The 16,459-nt window shown below is 70.2% G+C and carries 14 protein-coding genes and 1 pseudogene; 6 read left to right on the top strand and 9 right to left on the bottom strand.

From position 1 onward, the window contains the following. Window positions 1-112 precede the first annotated feature (112 nt). Window positions 113-1,063, top strand: coding sequence for an acyl-CoA dehydrogenase family protein (locus tag ACFO0C_RS29755; protein ID WP_378070030.1), 951 nt, complete (start codon window positions 113-115; stop codon window positions 1,061-1,063). Window positions 1,064-1,072: 9 nt separating this feature from the next. Next, complete coding sequence (locus tag ACFO0C_RS29750) at window positions 1,073-3,115, top strand: serine/threonine-protein kinase (RefSeq protein WP_378070029.1); 2,043 nt, start codon at window positions 1,073-1,075, stop codon at window positions 3,113-3,115. Window positions 3,116-3,118: 3 nt separating this feature from the next. Here the strand turns inward: ACFO0C_RS29750 and ACFO0C_RS29745 are convergent, their stop codons facing one another. From ACFO0C_RS29745 to hsaA, 5 genes are all read right to left on the bottom strand, one after another. Further along, entirely contained in the window at window positions 3,119-3,700 is a 582-nt protein-coding gene (locus ACFO0C_RS29745; protein ID WP_378070028.1) for a Uma2 family endonuclease, read from the bottom strand. Window positions 3,701-4,203: 503 nt separating this feature from the next. Then, complete coding sequence (hsaB, locus tag ACFO0C_RS29740; RefSeq protein WP_378070027.1) at window positions 4,204-4,752, bottom strand: 3-hydroxy-9,10-secoandrosta-1,3,5(10)-triene-9,17-dione monooxygenase reductase subunit; 549 nt, start codon at window positions 4,750-4,752, stop codon at window positions 4,204-4,206. Window positions 4,753-4,766: 14 nt separating this feature from the next. Next, window positions 4,767-5,675, bottom strand: a complete 909-nt coding sequence (gene hsaC / locus ACFO0C_RS29735) for an iron-dependent extradiol dioxygenase HsaC (protein WP_378070026.1) — start codon at window positions 5,673-5,675, stop codon at window positions 4,767-4,769. Window positions 5,676-5,737: 62 nt separating this feature from the next. Continuing rightward, window positions 5,738-6,535 carry a 4,5:9,10-diseco-3-hydroxy-5,9,17-trioxoandrosta-1(10),2-diene-4-oate hydrolase gene (gene hsaD, locus ACFO0C_RS29730; RefSeq protein WP_378070025.1) on the bottom strand — a complete coding sequence of 266 codons (798 nt, stop codon included), beginning with the start codon at window positions 6,533-6,535 and terminating at the stop codon, window positions 5,738-5,740. Window positions 6,536-6,626: 91 nt separating this feature from the next. Beyond that, window positions 6,627-7,793, bottom strand: a complete 1,167-nt coding sequence (gene hsaA, locus ACFO0C_RS29725; protein ID WP_378070024.1) for a 3-hydroxy-9,10-secoandrosta-1,3,5(10)-triene-9,17-dione monooxygenase oxygenase subunit — start codon at window positions 7,791-7,793, stop codon at window positions 6,627-6,629. An 81-nt stretch (window positions 7,794-7,874) separates the two neighbouring features. Here hsaA and ACFO0C_RS29720 point away from each other — a divergent pair, with 81 nt between their 5' ends. The 4 genes from ACFO0C_RS29720 to ACFO0C_RS29705 all read left to right on the top strand — a co-directional run bounded on the left by ACFO0C_RS29720 (window position 7,875) and on the right by ACFO0C_RS29705 (window position 11,650). Continuing rightward, entirely contained in the window at window positions 7,875-9,002 is a 1,128-nt protein-coding gene (locus ACFO0C_RS29720) for a Rieske 2Fe-2S domain-containing protein (RefSeq protein WP_378070023.1), read from the top strand. Window positions 9,003-9,163: 161 nt separating this feature from the next. Beyond that, window positions 9,164-9,385: a hypothetical protein gene (locus tag ACFO0C_RS29715; protein ID WP_378070489.1), complete on the top strand. Its 222-nt coding sequence runs from the start codon at window positions 9,164-9,166 to the stop codon at window positions 9,383-9,385. Next, entirely contained in the window at window positions 9,385-10,308 is a 924-nt protein-coding gene (locus ACFO0C_RS29710; protein WP_378070022.1) for a 2Fe-2S iron-sulfur cluster-binding protein, read from the top strand. Before ACFO0C_RS29715 ends, ACFO0C_RS29710 begins: the two co-directional genes overlap by 1 nt. A 61-nt stretch (window positions 10,309-10,369) precedes the next feature. Next, a complete protein-coding gene (locus ACFO0C_RS29705) occupies window positions 10,370-11,650 on the top strand; it encodes a hypothetical protein (RefSeq protein WP_378070021.1) in 1,281 nt (426 codons plus the stop codon). Here the strand turns inward: ACFO0C_RS29705 and dmpG are convergent. From dmpG to ACFO0C_RS29685, 4 genes and pseudogenes are all read right to left on the bottom strand, one after another. Further along, window positions 11,619-12,623: a 4-hydroxy-2-oxovalerate aldolase gene (gene dmpG, locus ACFO0C_RS29700; RefSeq protein ID WP_378070020.1), complete on the bottom strand. Its 1,005-nt coding sequence runs from the start codon at window positions 12,621-12,623 to the stop codon at window positions 11,619-11,621. The genes ACFO0C_RS29705 and dmpG overlap by 32 nt on opposite strands. Next, window positions 12,601-13,479: an acetaldehyde dehydrogenase (acetylating) gene (locus tag ACFO0C_RS29695; protein ID WP_378070019.1), complete on the bottom strand. Its 879-nt coding sequence runs from the start codon at window positions 13,477-13,479 to the stop codon at window positions 12,601-12,603. Before ACFO0C_RS29695 ends, dmpG begins: the two co-directional genes overlap by 23 nt. Beyond that, a complete protein-coding gene (locus ACFO0C_RS29690) occupies window positions 13,476-14,282 on the bottom strand; it encodes a 2-keto-4-pentenoate hydratase (protein WP_378070018.1) in 807 nt (268 codons plus the stop codon). The genes ACFO0C_RS29695 and ACFO0C_RS29690 overlap by 4 nt, the downstream gene beginning before the upstream one ends. 488 nt (window positions 14,283-14,770) lie before the next feature. Beyond that, a pseudogene (locus tag ACFO0C_RS29685) lies at window positions 14,771-16,447 on the bottom strand (FAD-binding protein); the annotation flags it as partial. Window positions 16,448-16,459 lie beyond the last annotated feature (12 nt).

The raw sequence follows: 16,459 nt of genomic DNA, 5'->3' as shown, positions 1-16,459 counted from the left end.
GGCGGTCGCGTTTCGGTCCCGCACCGGGACGGCGCCGCGGTGTGGCCACGGGACCGGGCCGGTGCGGTGGGGCCGGCGGTGGCCCGTACCGGGAAGGAAGGGTTTGATCTTGATGTTTGACGAGCTCGAGGCCCTGCGGGAGGCGGTGCGTGGGCTGCTCGACGGGCAGACCGCGGCGCCCGGGATGTGGGGGAGGCTGTGCAAGGAGATCGGTGTCGCCGGGCTGACCGTGCCGGAGGAACTCGGCGGATCCGGTGCCGGGCTCACCGAGGCGGCCGTCGTGCTGGAGGAACTCGGGCGGGTGCTGAGCCCGGCACCGATGCTGGGGACCGTGCTGGCCGTGCACACCCTGCTCGGGCTCGACGACGACGAGGCCCGGGAGCGGCTGCTGCCGGCGATCTGCACCGGTGAGCGGACCGTCACCGTGGCCTTCCTCAGGGACGGCCCGGCCCTCTTCCGGGACGTCACGGCGGCCGACACCGTGCTGGCCGTCACGGACGACGGCGTCCACGAGGTGAACACCGGCATCGACGTCGGAGGATCGCTCGACCTGACCCGGCAGGTCGGAACACTGCGACTCGACCGGGCGGCGGGGCGACGGCTCACCGGGACGGCACCCGACCTGCTCCCCCTGGCCTGCGCCACGCTCGCCGCCGAACAGCTCGGCACCGCCGGACGCGCCCTCGAACTGACCGTCGGCTACGTCCAGCAGCGGCACCAGTTCGGACGGCCGATCGGGTCGTTCCAGGTGCTGCAGCATCGGCTGGCCGAAGCCTACATCCGGGTGCAGGCCGCCCGGTCCGCGTGCGAGGCAGCCGTCCAGGCCGTCGCCGACGGCACGGCCGACGCCCCGCTGCTCGCCGCCGTGGCGAAGGTGACCTGCTCCGAGACGGTACGGGCGGTCGCCGCCGAGATGATGCAGATGCACGGCGGCATCGCGATCACCTGGGAACACGACGCCCACCGATACCTCCGGCGGGCCTGGGCGACCGCGCAGATGTTCGGTTCGCCGGAATCCCATGTCGCACGACTCACGCCCACGGTGGTGCCGTCTCCCTACTAACATGGCCCGGTGCTATCTCCGGGTGACGTGCTCAACGGCCGCTATCGGCTGACCCAGCGGATCGCGGCCGGCGGGATGGGCGAGGTGTGGCGCGGCGAGGACCTCCTGCTGCAACGCGACATCGCGGTGAAGGTGCTGCTCCCGGCGCTGATGTCCGATGCGGACTTCATCACGCGGTTCCGCTCCGAGGCCCGGATGATGGCGGCGCTGCGGCACCCCGGGATCGTGCAGGTCTACGACTACGGTGAGAACGCGCAGGTCGGCGCGCACCGGCTCGACTTCCTGGTGATGGAGTACATCGAGGGCACCCCGCTGTCCAAACGGATCCAGCAGGCCGGCCGGCTCTCCCCCGCCGACACGATGACGATGATCGCGCAGGTCGCTTCGGCCCTCCAGGCCGCCCACGAGGCCGGCATCATTCACCGCGACGTCAAACCCAGCAATCTTCTGGTACGGCCGGCCGGCGCCATCGTCCTCGTCGACTTCGGTGTCGCGCGGTCGGTCGGGGTCACCGGGATCACCAGCACCAACGTGGTTCTCGGGAGCGCCCACTACATGGCCCCGGAACAGGCGGAGGGCCGTCCCGTCACCGCCGCCACCGACGTGTACGCCGTCGGTGCCGTGGCGTTCAGCTGCCTCACCGGGCGGCCGCCGTATGTCGGTGACAATCCGCTCGCCGTTCTCGCCCAGCTCGTACACGGGCAGCCGCCGGTCCTTCCGCCCGACGTCCCGGGGCCGGTGGCGGCGGTGGTGATGCGGGCCCTGGCCAAGGACCCGGTGCATCGTTTCCCCAGCGCCGCGGCGTTGGCGGCGGCCGCGGTCTCCCCGCCCGGGCGGCCCTTGTCCGGTCGGGCGTCGGGTCCGGCGGCGGGGATGACTGGGGCAACCGGCCGCCCTGGCGTCGGTGCCGCGCCCGGCGGGTCGTTCCCCGGCGGTTCCCCCACCGGCGGGTCGTTCCCCGGCGGTTCCCCCACCGGATCGCATCCGGCCGGTGCTGGACCGGCTGGAACATTCGCCGGCGGGCCGCCGCACGGCTTCGCACCGGGATCAGCCTCCGCTTCCGGTTCCGGTTCCGCCGGAATGAACCGGGGCGGTTTCACACCCGGCTCGGCATCGGTCGGGCACGGATTCGCCGCGGGCACGGCGTCAGGCGGCGCGGTCGGGCACGGATTCGCCGCGGGCACGGCGTCAGGCGGCGCGGTCGGGCACGGATTCGCCGCGGGCACGGCGCCGGGCGGCGCGGTCGGGCACGGATTCGCCGCGGGCACGGCGCCGGGCGGCGCGGTCGGGCACGGATTCGCCGGTGGGTCGCCGGGTGGGGCTCGTGCGAACGCGCCGGGTGACGTCACCGCGACCTCGTCGGTGCGGCGGCGCAACAGCACCGTGGCGCTCGCGGCGGTCGCTGTCGTGGCTCTGCTCGCGGGCGTCGGGATCATCCTGGGCAACCAGGCGGACAAGACCGAGCCGGTGATCGAATCGCAGGACAGCGGCCCGCAGAGCGACCAGCTCCAGCAGGACGCCTCGACCGGCAAACCGCGCGGCCAGGTCACCGCCCGCCCCGGCAAGACGAAGGGCGGCTCCGCGACCGAGACCACCCCTCCCGCCGGCGAGGTCCCGGTGACCGGCCCGGACACCACCGGCCAGCCGACCGCCACCGCGACGACCGACCCGGACGAGACCGACGACCCGTCGGCCACCGACCCGGTGACCAACCCTCACAACGATCCGGTCAACCTCTGCGGCAGCGGATACCAGGTGATCAACTCGAAGAATCTGGAGACGTCGGCCGGGGTGCTGCGCGGCACGATCTACCTGCTCTACCGGGCGTCCGGCGGAAAGAACTGCGTGGTCACCATCAAGGAGAACACCCTCGATGTGAAGACCTCGATGTCAGCCACGCTGGAGGTCCAGGGCAGCGGGCAGGTCACCGACAAGGGCTCGTTCCAGTACTACGCCGGTCCGGTCAGCGCCGCGGCCCCGCAGACGTGCGTCAAGTGGGGCGGCTCGATCGGCGGATTGTCCTACGAGAGCGACTTCTCCCACTGCAACTGACCGTCACATCCGCTCGATCTCGGTGAGGTCGATGTCGATGACGAACGGATCCGGTAGCTGCACCCGACCCCGAAAGATCGTGAGCGGCGTGTAGGCACGGACTGCCGGGTCGAGCTCGTAGGCGTAGACGACCGCCTTGCCCTCGCGGTTCTCCACCCGCCAGAAGTACGGGATGCCCGCCTCGGCATAGAGCTCCGGCTTGCGCTTCCGGTCGCGGATCTCCGACTCGGGCGACATCACCTCCACCGCGAGCACGACGGCCTCAGCGGGATACCACGTCGCGTCGTCGTCGACCTCAGCATCCGCATGGATGACAATGAGATCGGGCTCCGGCCGCTGCTTCGGCCCGAGCACGACCGACATCTCACGGCTCACCCGGAACCGGTCTCGCGGCGCGCAGCTGATCAGGGCGTTCTCGAGAAGGCGTAAGACCCTCATGTGGAATCGCTTCTGCGAGCTCACGAGGATGAGACTCCCGTCGATGAGCTCGGCATGTGACGGGAGATCAGGGATCCGATCGAGATCATCGGCGGTGAACCCCTCCGCTGGCGGCCGGTGCCACTGGAACGCTGACTCAGCGCTCATGGACCGACCTCCTCTGCGGACGAATTCCCGTTCCCGCAGCTTACCCACGCGGATACCTCCTCAGCGGCGATCGACCCAACGGGCCTCGCCCATGACTATAGTCCTGAAGCAAGTATTCACTAAGCAAGATGTCACCAGAACATGTTCGGCGTGAGTGGCGGGGCGCGGGTGAAGACCAATTGGCCGGCGCCACCCCGCCGGCGCGGCGCCACCCCGCCGGCGCGGCGCCATGCCGCCGGCGCGGTGCCATGCCGGTCAAGGCCGACGGCAGCGTGGGTCGGTGCACACGATCGCCGTCTCCCCATAACCCGAGGTCATGGGATGCCTTACCGGTGCGGTGACCGTCGACGTCTGCCGGGTTGCTCTTGGCCGATCTTGACCGGCTGACCACCGGAAACGGTGGAAAAATGGTCAAGATCCGGCGGGGCGACCTGGTGAAGGGCGGCAGTCACCGCGCTGGGGGCGATCGACTGCCCGGACCCGCTACTTCGGGCGCCCACTGACTACATCCAGTCGGTGTGGCGCGGCCAGGACAGGAGGGTGTCGACGACCTCGGGTGGCTCGTACGGCGAGGTCGGTGTGGTCGTGGTGTAACGGCTGCGGTGGAAGAGCAGCGGCGTCACGTCGCGGCACGGCCCCAGCGTGGTGACCCGGCCGGTGACGATCGCGTGGTCGCCGCCCGGATGCACCGCCTCCACCAGACAGTCGGCCCAGGTCAGGACGCCGTCGAGGACCGGCGACCCGGACGGCGCCGGCACCCAGCCGAGGGCGGCGAACCGGTCCGCGCCGCGGGTGCCGAAGAGCCGTGAGACGTCACGCTGGTCGGCGGCCAGGATGTTGACGCAGAAGGCTCCGGCAGCCCGGATCCGGCGCCACGTGGCCGAGCCGTTCTGCGGGCAGAACAGCACCAGCGGCGGATCGAGGGAGAGCGGCGCGAACGCCTGGCAGGCGAATCCGGCCGGCCCGTCGGCGTCGGCGGTGGTGATGACGGTGACGCCGGTTCCGAAGTGGCCGAAGACCCTCCGGAATCCGGCGGCCGGCGACACCGGCACGGACGGGTGGGTGGTCAATGGCCGCCGCCACCGGAGAAGCGGTGGCCCCAGACGCTGTGCGCGGTGGTCTGGCGGGCGACCCAGGTGTCGTCGTCGACGGTGAGGCCGCCGTAGCCGTACTCGATGTCGAATCCGCTCGGTGTGCGGACGTAGAAGGAGACCATCTCGTCGTTGGCGTGCCGGCCCAGGGTGGAGATCATCGGGGCCTTGTTGCGGCCGCACCGGTCGATGGCCCGGCCGACGTCGTCGAGGGTCTCGGTTTCGATCATCAGGTGTACGAGTCCGGTGGGCGCCGGAATCGGGGCGAGGGCGACGCTGTGGTGGCGCGGTCCGCAGCCGAGGAACCGCATCCACAGGGGCCTGTCGCCCGGCGGCAGCCCGAGGTGCTCGGGGACGAGGCGCATCGAGTCGCGCAGCCGGAACCCGAGGACCTCGCTCCAGAACCGCAGCGAGGCGGTGTCGTCGCGGACCGGCAGGACGACATGCCCCATGCCCTGGATCCCGGTGACGAACCGGGTGCCGTACGAGCTGAGCGACGGCCGGCTGTCGAGGGCGGCACCACAGAAGAACTCGAGACGGTTGCCGGCCGGGTCGTCGACGCTGATCAGGTGGGAGACGCGACGGTCGGCGAGTTCGTCGGCACCGGCCGGTTTGACGGCGATACCGGCCTCGTCGAGGACGCCGACGAGCCGGGTGAGGGCGGCCGGGTCGGCGAGTTCCCAGCCGGAGGCGGCGAGCCGGTCCTTCTCGCCGGGCACCACCACGATGCGGGCCGGCAGCTCGTCCATGCGCAGATAGACGGCCTGCGGGTCGGGGCCGCGGCCCTCGGTCATGCCGAGCACCTTGACGCCGAAGTCACGCCAGGCGGGCAGGTCCGTGGCTTCGACGCGCAGATAGCCGAGGGATCGGATGAGGTTGCTCACGAGTGGTGTCCCCTCTCACAGAACCAGGAATCGGGGCGGGCGCGATAGAGGAGGTGAAGGGTTCAGGGGGTGAGGAAGTCGATGGCCAAGCGGTTGAACTCGTCGAATTTCTCCAGGTGGGCCCAGTGGCCACAGCCACCGAAGACATGCAGGCGCGCGTTCCGCAGGACCTTGAGGGCGACCAGCGCGCCGTCGAGCGGGTTGACCCGGTCCTCGCGGCCCCAGACGAGCAGGGTCTCGTGGCGCAGGCGGTGGGCCTCGCGCCAGAGCATCCCTTCCTCGTATGTCGCCGGGTTGCTGAAGGAGGCACCCATCTCGCGCATGGCGCGCATGGCGGCCGGGTCGACCGCGGCCCGGAAACGTTCCTCGATCAGATCGTCGGAGATCAGCGACGGATCGAACACCAGGGTCCGGAGGAAGGCTCCCAGTCTTTCCCGGCTGGGGTCCCGGGCGAACGCGCCGAGGCGTTTGACCCCTTCGGTCGGGTCCGCGGAGAAGACGTTCAGTGACAGTCCGCCGGGTCCCATCAGGAGCAGCCGGCGGGCGCGTGCGGGGTGCATCAGGGCGAAACGGACGGCTGTCCCGCCGCCGAGCGAGTTCCCGACCAGGTCGACCTTGTCGATGCCGAGTTTGTCGAGGAGCGCGGCGAGTTCGGTGGCGGCGTGGGTGAAGTACTGCCCGGTGATCGGGTCACCCAGTGAGCCGCCGTATCCGGGCTGGTCGACGGCGAGGATGTCGAAGTGCCCGGCGAGCACGGGGACAGTGCGGCCGAAATTGCTCATGGCCGACGCCCCGGGGCCGCCCCCGTGCAGCAGGACCACCGGTGACCCGGCGCCCTCGCGGTGGAAAGCCAGTGTCATGCGTTACCTCCTTGGCCAGGCCCTCCCGGCCCTCGCCCGCGACGTCCGCCGGACGGTGCGGGTGACTGCCGCTCGGTGCAGTCGGGCATGGCTAGACCATCGCGTCGTTGAGCGGCAGGCCGAATTCGCCTCGGCCGTACATGGACAGGGCTCGTTCCGGGTCGTTGATCGCGTGCACCCGGCCGGAGTGGGCGTCACGCCAGAAACGCTGGATCGGGGTGCCGACGGCGAGTGCCCGGCCACCGGAGTTCTCGAAGAGGCGGTCGACGGCGCGGATCGCCAGCGCGGTCCCGCGGACCTGGTCGCGGCGTACCCGCAGGCGCAACGGCATCGGCAGCTTCGTCCCGGCGGTGGTGAGGTCCATGAGTTCGCGCATGTTGGCCTGCACCGCGTACCAGGCGGAGTCGATGTCGGCCGCGGCCTCGGCGACGCGCACCTGCGAGTGCGGGTCCTCGGCCGCTTTGACCCCGACGTAAGCGGCCCGCACCCGTTCGCGGGTGTAGTCGACGTGGGCGCGGTACGCCCCGGTCGCCATGCCGATGATCGGCGTGGTGATGGCGTAGGTGAAGATCGACGCATAGGGGATGCGGTAGAGCGGTCCCGGGTTCTGCTCCTGACCGGGGCAGACGCAGCGGGCGGTGTCGTTGAAGCTGAGCGCACGGTGCGCCGGGACGAAGGCGTTGTCGACGACTATGTCGTTGCTGCCGGTGCCGCGCAGGCCGACGGTGTTCCAGACGTCCTCGATGAGGTAATCCGAGGCCGGCAGCAGGAAGGTGCAGAAGTCGGCGGGGGTGCCGTCGTCGCCGGGTGGGACGATGCCGCCGAGCAGCACCCAGGTGGCGTGGTCGCAGCCGGAGGAGAAGCTCCAGCGACCGTTGACACGGTAACCACCGTCGACCCGGGTGATCTTCCCGGTCGGCGCGTAGGACGAGGACATCCGGGTGCCCGGATCGGCGCCCCAGACGTCCTGCTGGGCCCGGTCGGGGAAAAGTCCGAGCTGCCAGTTGTGCACCCCGATGACCGAGGCCACCCAACCGGTCGAGCCGCAGGCCGAGGCGATGTCACGGACCGCGGTCAGGAAGTCGAGCGGGTGCGCCTCGTGGCCGCCGAAACGGGTGGGTTGCAGGAGGCGGAAGAAGCCGGTCTCGGCCAGCGCCTTGACCGTTTCCGGGGCGAGCGCGCGCCGATCCTCGGTCTCCTGAGCGCGCTCTCGCAGAACAGGTAACAGTTCTCGAACTCCGGCGAGGACCGCTTCCATGAGAACCCTCCAGGCTGGTTGGCCGCGTGTCGAGCGACCCCTATACTAGAACACGTTCTACCTAGGGACCAGGAGTGGGACATGAGCATCAGCCAGCAACCGCGCACCATAGATGCCGGGAGTCCACCGGCGAGGTTCGCCCGGGGGTGGCACTGCCTGGGGCTCGCCGACACGTTCCGCGACGGGCAGCCACACGCGATCCAGGCGTTCGGCACGAAGCTCGTGGTGTTCGCCGACTCGTCCGGAAAGCTGAACGTGCTGGACGGCTACTGCCGGCACATGGGCGGCGACCTCACCCAGGGCACGATCAAGGGTGACACCATCGCCTGTCCGTTCCACGACTGGCGGTGGAACGGGGAGGGCCGCTGTGTCGAGGTGCCCTACGCGCACCGGATCCCGATGCGGGCACGCACCCGGTCATGGACGACCTGTGAGCAGAACAGGCAGTTGTTCGTCTGGCACGACCCGCAGGGCAATCCGCCCCCACCGGAGGTGGCGATCCCCCGCATCGAGGGTGCGTTCTCCGACGAGTGGAGCGACTGGACCTGGGATTCGGTGCTCATCGAGGGCGCCAACTGCCGGGAGATCATCGACAACGTCGTCGACATGGCGCACTTCTTCTACATCCACTTCGCCTTCCCGACGTTCTTCAAGAACGTGATGGAGGGGCATGTGGCGGCGCAGTTCCTGCAGACCCGGCCGCGCCCGGACGTGCCGGCCTCGGCCACCCAGTCCGGTGACGCCACGCTGCGGTCGGAGGCGGCCTACTACGGTCCGGCCTACATGATCGATTACCTGTACAACGACTGGCACGGCGTCAACATCGAGTCGGTGCTGATCAACTGCCACTACCCGGTCAGCCCGAATTCGTTCGTTCTCCAGTGGGGCCTGACCATGAAGCGACTGCCGGGTCTCAGCACCGAGCAGGCGGGCCGGGCGGCGGCCAAGTTCGCCAAGGGCATCGGCGTCGGGTTCCTGCAGGACGTGGAGATCTGGAAGAACAAGACGCGCATCGACAACCCGCTGCTCTGCGCCGAGGACGGGCCGGTCTATCAGCTCCGCCGGTGGTATGAGCAGTTCTACGTCGACGTCGAGGACATCACCGAGGACATGGTGGCGCGCTACGAGTTCGAGGTGGACACGACGCGGGCGGTCGAGACGTGGGAGGCCGAGGTCGCCGCCAACCAGGCCCGGGCCGCAGCCTCATGACGGTCACCGGCCGCGACGTCACCAACGGCCCTCTCCCCGCCCGCGACGGCCCCCTCCCCGCCCGCGACGCTGCCGGCGCCGACAGCGATCGCGACGGAGCCAGCCGCGATCGCGACGGAGCCAGCCGCGATGGCGGCGCGGGCAGTGAGCGGCAGGAGTATCTGGCCGGGGGGCTCGCCGAGGTGCGGTGCGAGGCGTGCGGGCTTCCGGTCCGGGCCGGGAAACGCAGTGCGATGCAGACCAGCGTGCAGTGGTCCGGGCCGGCGTGCGACCGGCTCGCCGAGGCGGCCGCCGGCCGGCCGACCGCGCTCGTGCCGACCTGCCCCGAGCTGCGGACGAGCATCGACCGGGCGGTTCGCGAGGGTCGTCTGGAGGTGAGCTGATGCCGGATTTCCGCCCGATCCGGATCGCCGCGGTGATCCCGGAGACCGCGGACGCGTGTTCCCTGGTTCTCGACACCACATTCGACTACCTGCCCGGCCAGTACCTGACGGTGCGCACCCCGGCCGGGGCGCGATGCTATTCGCTGTCCAGCGCGCCGGGCGTCGACGATTCCCCCACGGTGACGGTGAAACGCGTGCCGGGCGGTCAGGTCTCCAACTGGATCTGCGATCACGTCCGGCCCGGCGACACGATCGAGATGGCCGGGCCGTCCGGACGGTTCACCCCCGACTCCCTCGACGACGATCTGTTGCTTCTGGCCGCGGGCTCGGGAATCACGCCGGTCATGGGGATCGTCAAGGCGATGCGGGGCGATCCCGTTCTTCTCTACGCCAATCGTGACGCCGATTCCGTCATCTTCGGGGAACGGCTCGACGGCATGCTGCCGGTCATTCACTGGCTCGACAGTGAGCGGGGCATTCCCACCGCTGATTCACTCAAGGAGCTGCTCACGCCGTACGTGCGGAGAGAGGCCTTCGTCTGCGGACCGGAAGCATTCGTCGCCGTCGCCGAGAAGGCATTGCAATCGGCGGGGGTGCCGGCCTCCCGGATCCGGGTGGAACGATTCGAGGTCGAGCCGGCCGACAGCCGTGCGGCCGTCGCCGAGGTGGCGATCGACGGGCAGACCCACGTGCTGCCCTGGGCGCCGGGCAGACGACTCCTCGACGTGATCATCGACGCGGGGCTCAATCCGCCGTACTCGTGCCGGCAGGGCCAATGCGGAGCGTGTGCGGTTCGGCTGGTCAGCGGCGAGGTCACCCTGGTCAACAACGAGATCCTGGAGGAGGAGGACTTTGCGGAGGGTTACATCCTGGCCTGCCAGGCGATTCCGGTGACCGAAAACGTCTCGGTCACCTATTACTGATTCGAGCATCGGGTCCACGCTGGCGGCACGCCCGGCTGATCCGCGCCGATACGGTGTGTTCGTGAACATCGTGGCGCGGACACGGACCGGGTTCGCCGCGGAACGGCTGATCTGTCATCCGCGGCTGCCCCTGATCGCCGGGCTGGAGCCGGATCGTCCGGCGATCCGGGTCTGGCGGCACGAGGGCGGGCAACTCGGGGAGATCGGGCTGATCGGTGGCGGTGCCGTGCCCTACGACGACGGCGACTACCGCTCGGACCGCGACAGCCGGACACCCGGCGCCGCCTGGCACCCGGAGGAACCACAGCTCGTGGTGGCCGGCGCCGACGATCTCGTCCGCTGGACACCGGACGGAATCGAGACGCTGGAGACCGTGCAGCCCACCATCGGGTTCCGGCAGGTGGCGTTCAGCCCCGGCGGCCGGACGCTGTGGCTGTCACCGGCCCCGGGCTGGGAACACGACTGGCAGCGTTCGATCGCGCTCGACCTCGCCACCGGGGAGACCGCCACCGGGCCGGGCTGGGACACCGGTGTCACGGTGCATCCGGCCGGTCGGCTGGTGACCACGATGAGCAGCGACCAGGCGGAGACACATGTCTACTTCGCCACGGTCACCGACGGGTCACCGGCGGTGATGCGGCAGTTGCGGCGTGGCCTGTCGCTGGCCTGTGACTGCTACGAGACGCCGGTCTTCAGCGCGGACGGCCGGTATCTCGCGATCCGTGGCGGGGCCTACGAGAACTTCGTCGTGGTCTTCGCGTTCCCGTCGTTGCGGCAGGTCGCGGGTCTCGGGCTGGGCGAACCGTATCCGGATCCCGATCCTTCCTGGTCCTTCCCGAACATCACGTTCGGTGCCGAGCCCGGGGTGCTGTGGATCGGCACGCCCGCCGGAAGCCTCGTCGCATACGACGTCGACGCCGGCGCTCTCCTGGAACACCCGTCGATCACCGCGACGATCACGGCACTGACGATCACGGCGACCGGCGAACTGGCCGTCGCCTCAGCCGACGGCCTGCTCCTGGTCGCGGCGAACGCGGCGACGAACGCGAACAGAAAAGCCACCACGACCACCGCGACCACTGCGACCACTGCGACCACTGCGACCACTGCGACCACTGCGACCACTGCGACCACTGCGACCACTGCGACCACTGCGGAAAGTGTCATCGCCTTCATCGAGTCCACCGAACCCGCGCCACCACCGGCCGACGAGGACGAGGAGGGCGACGAGGACGAGGAGGGCGAGGAGGGCGAGGAGGGCGACGGGCGGTTCGAGTTCGTGGAGAGCCCGCCTGCCCCCTGGATCCACATCAGCCCTGGCTCAACTCCCTGGCGATCGTGATCAACTGGTCCTCCTGGCCGCCGACGAGACGCCGCTCCCCCGCCTTGACCAGGATCTCCGCGCCCGACACCCCGTACCGCTCGGCCTGCGCGTAAGCGTGCATGAGGAAGCTGGAGTAGACCCCGGCGTACCCCATGATCAGTGCCATCCGATCCAGCCTGCACTCGTCGGCCATCGCCGGGCGTACCACGTCCTCTGCCGCATCGACGATCTTGAAGAAGTCGACGCCGGTCCGGATGCCCAGCTTGTCGCAGACGCCGACGAACGCTTCGACCGGTGTGTTCCCGGCACCGGCCCCGAATCGCCGGGTGCTGCCGTCGATCTGTTTCGCCCCGGCCCGGTAGGCCAGGATCGAGTTCGCGACGCCGAGCCCCAGGTTCTCGTGCCCGTGGAACCCGACCTGCGCATCCGCACCCAGCTCGGCGACGAGGGCGGCGACCCGGTCACCGACCTGGTCGAGGACGAGCGCCCCGGCCGAGTCGACCACATAGACGCACTGGCAACCGGCGTCCGCCATGATCCGGGCCTGCTCGGCCAGCCGCTCCGGTGGAATCGAGTGCGCCATCATCAGGAATCCGACGGTCTCCAGCCCCAGGTCACGGGCGATCCCGAAGTGCTGGACCGCGATGTCGGCCTCGGTGCAGTGGGTGGCGATCCGGCAGACGGTGGCGCCGTTGCCGGCCGCGGCCCGGATGTCGTCGAGGACCCCGACGCCGGGCAGCATCAGGAAGGCGATCTTCGCGCGGGTGGCGGTGGCGACGGCCGCGGTGATGAGCTCCTGTTCGGGGGTGCGGCTGAACCCGTAGGTGAACGACGACCCGCCCAGCCCGTCACCGTGGGTGACCTCGATGACGGGGACGCCCGCGTCGTCGAGGGCGGCGACGATCGCGGTCACCTCGGCGACGGTGAACTGGTGCCGTTTCGCATGCGACCCGTCCCGCAGCGACGAGTCAGTGATCCTGAGATCGAGCAAGTTCCTCACCTACCCTTGTCGCCGCGGCCGTCATGATGTCCAGATTTCCGGCGTATCCCGGCATGAAGTCGCCGGCCCCCTCGACCTCGACGAAGATCCCCACCCGCACCTGGTCACCGACCGGGTCGAACTGTGGTTCGTCCAGCAGCCGATAGCCGGGCACGTAGGCGGCGACCCGGGCGACGAGGTCCACGACGGACTTGGCGATCGCCGCCTGGTCCGCGTCCGGTGTCACCGCGCAGAAGATCGTGTCGCGCATGATCAGCGGCGGATCGGCCGGGTTGAGCACGATGATCGCCTTGCCCCGCGCCGCCCCGCCGATGGTTTCCAGCCCGCGGCTCGTGGTGCGGGTGAACTCGTCGATGTTCGCCCTGGTCCCGGGCCCGGCGGAGCGTGACGCCACGGTGGCCACGATCTCCGCGTAGCTGACCGGCGTCACCCGCGACACCGCGTGCACCATCGGAATCGTCGCCTGTCCACCGCAGGTGATCAGGTTCAGGTTCGGCGCGTCCCGATGCTCGCCGAGGTTGACCTCCGGCACCACGGCGGGCCCGACCGCCGCCGGTGTCAGGTCGATCGCGCGGATCCCGGCCTCGGCATAGCGTGGCGCGTTCGCCCGGTGCACCCCCGCCGACGTCGCCTCGAACACCAGGTCAGGCACCGGATCCTGACGCAGCAGCCAGTCCACCCCGGCGCTGCTGACCGCGAGCCCGGCCTCGGCCGCCCGCCGCAGCCCGGCGCTCTCCGGATCGATGCCGACCATCCATCGCGGCTCGATCACCGGCGACCGCAGCAATTTGTACATCAGATCGGTTCCGATGTTGCCCGACCCGACGATCGCCGCGCTGAGTGTCATTCCCGCCCCTCCCCGGCCTCAATTGCATTGGCGAATGTCAATCGGACGTCGCCGAGTCCGCTGAATTCCGCGACGAATGCGTCGCCCGGCCGCGCGTCGACGGCACGCGCGCACGCCCCCGGCAGAATCAGGTGCCCGGCCTTCAACCGGACACCGAACCTCGCGACGGTTCGCGCCAGCCAGGCGACAGCGGTGACCGGATTCCCGAGCACGGCATCCGATCGGCCGGACGCCACCGTCTCGGTCCCGCGCCGCAGGACCGCGGCGATACCCCGAGGGTCAACCCCATCCGGGGGTACGCGCTGAGCACCCACCACGAATCCCGCGGAAGAGGCGTTGTCGGCGATCGTGTCGGCGAGGCTGATCCGCCAGTCGGCGATCCGGCTGTCGATCAGTTCGATCGACGGGGCGAACGCTGCGGTGGCCGCGAGAACGTCCTCCTCGGTGCACCCTTCCCCGGGCAGATCGTCCCCGAGCAGAAACGCCACCTCGATCTCCACCCGCGGATAGCAGAACCGGGAGGCGTCGACCGCCTCGTCCTCGGAAAGGCGCATGTCGGCGAGCAGGTGCCCGTAGTCCGGCTCGTCGACGCCCATCATCTCCTGCATGGCTTTCGACGAGAGCCCTACTTTGTGCCCCACGACAGCGGCGCTCCGCCGCCGGATGTTGTGCAGCTGAATCTCGTAGGCGTCGCTCGCGGTCAGTTTCGGATGGTCCTGAACGAGCGGGGCGATCGGCACCCGATCCCGTTCCGCATCCCGCAGGCGGTCCGCGAGAAGTCGCAGTTCAGTTTCGTCAATCACGAGGTTTCTCCCAGCTCATCGCCGTCGTCAGCCGAATCGGCGCGGTTGGAGGGGGAAGAGCGGTCGGAAGGGGAAGGGCGGTCGAAGGGGGAAGGGCGGTCGAAGGGGGAAGGGCCACCGAGCGGGGAATGGCCGCTGGAGGGGAAAGGGTGGCTGGAGGTGGAAGGGCGGTCTAAGGGGGAAGGGCCACCGAGCGGGGAATGACCGCTGGAGGGTGAAGGGCGGCCGAAGGGGGAAGGGCCACCGAGCGGGGAATGACCGCTGGAGGGTGAAGGACCACTGAAGGCGGGAAGAGCCGGTGAAGGGGAGGGGCTGTTGGCGGAGGAAGGACCACTGACAGAGGAAGGACCACTGACAGAGGAAGGACCACTGACAGAGGAAGGACCACTGACAGAGGAAGGACCACTGGCGGAGGAAGGGCCGCTGACGGAAGGAGGGCCGCTCGCGGAGGAAGGCGGGCCGGATTCCGCGCCCGCTGACGCGGACCCGGATGCGTGGTGACCGGCTCGGCGGCCGGAGAAGACGCAGTCGGCCAGGGAGAGGCCGCTGACATACGACGCCGAGCAGACACCGACGGCCGTCCGGCCCGCCGCGTAGAGGCCGGGGATCGGCGCTCCCGACGGCCGTAGCACCTGGCCGGTCTCCTCGTCGACGGTCAGGCCGCCCAGGGTGAGCATCGGCGCGGGGACAGCTCGCAACGAGACGTCCAAGAGCGAGAACGGCGCCGTGATCAACGGCCGCACCAGCTCCGCCGGCTTGCCGACCGGATCCGGGCCGGCACCGGCGGCGCCCGCACGAGCGTCAGCCGACCGAGCCTCGACCGCCCGAGCCTCGACCGCCCGAGCCTCGACCGCCCGAGCACCGGCTGCCTGAACGGCGGCCGCATTGTTGGCGGTGACGGTCGCGGTGAGGGTGGTCTCGTCGATGCCGGCACGGCGGGCCAGTTTCGCCAGGGTCGGAGCCGAGGTGCGGCGAGCGGTGAAGAGCCACCAGGTCTGCCACCGCTGGAACCAGAGTGTCTGCGACGGCAACTGGTGCCACGCCTCGCGGAGCACGGTCGCGTCCAGGAGCAGCCAGGCCCTGCCGTCCGGGCAGGCGTGGACGGCGTCACCGATCGCCGCGCCGTAGCGGGACTCGTCGCAGATCCGCCGTCCGTCCCGGTCGACGAGGACACCGCCGAGCAGTGCCGACGGCGGGGTGAGGAACCGCCACAGCGTGACCCGGTCCAGATGACGGGTTCCGGCCCCGACCGCGGTACCGAGGCGGATACCCGAACCGTCGTCACCGGGCGTCCCCAGGCGCAACCCGCGATAGCCGGGCGCGTGCTCCCGCATCATCGCCCGGTCGAAGACGAACCCACCCGCCGCCAGGATCACCGCGTCCGCGTGGATCCGCAGCTCCCGCCCATACCTGCCCTCGATCCAGGTGACCGCCCGGTGCAGCGCCCGCCCGAATCCCGGCACATACACGCCCGGCTTCACCGACCACCGGTGCAACCACCGATGCGCGAGCCGGGCCCACCCCGGCGCCTCGCGAAGGGTCCGGCAGAGCACCCCGGCCACCGAGGCGTCAGGAGCCGGCTCGGAATGGTGCGATCGGGGGGCTCCAGCCGTACCACCGGAGGGGTTTGAAGAGGTCAGAAGGGTGACGGCCCGGGTCTGGGTGAGGAAACGGACTCGTCGCGATCGGGCGGCGGCCGCGAGGCGGGCGTGGAAGGTGCCGCCGGAGGTGCCGGAGGCGTGGGTGCGGTGCCCTCGTGGGGCGGGTGCCGGATAGGCGTGTTCGCTGCCTGACTGATACAGGTAGTGACGATCGGTCGGGTAGGACGTCTTGTACGGGCACAGGCTCGCGTCGAACGGCACGCCGTGGTCCTCGAGCCAGGCCAGCATGTCGGCGGACCCGTCGCAGAAGCGGCGGAGGGTGGCCGGCGAGACGGCGTCGCGGGTCTCGTGGCGAAGGTAGTCGTACATCGACGAGGGCGAGTCGGAGACGCCCGCGGCCCGCTGCTGCCGGGTGCCACCGCCGGCGTAGACGATGCCGCCCGAGATCGCGGTGGCGCCGCCGCCGGTGAACCGGTCGACGACCAGGACCTCGGAGCCGGACTCGGCGGCCTCGATGGCGGCACAGGCGCCGGCCGCCCCGAAGCCCACCACCACGACGATCATGCGGGCCTCCGG

Origin of the sequence: Actinoplanes subglobosus (assembly GCF_042650585.1) — a bacterium.
GTDB classification, from domain to species: Bacteria; Actinomycetota; Actinomycetes; order Mycobacteriales; family Micromonosporaceae; genus Actinoplanes; species Actinoplanes subglobosus.
This window is presented reverse-complemented; position numbering and strand designations above follow the sequence as displayed.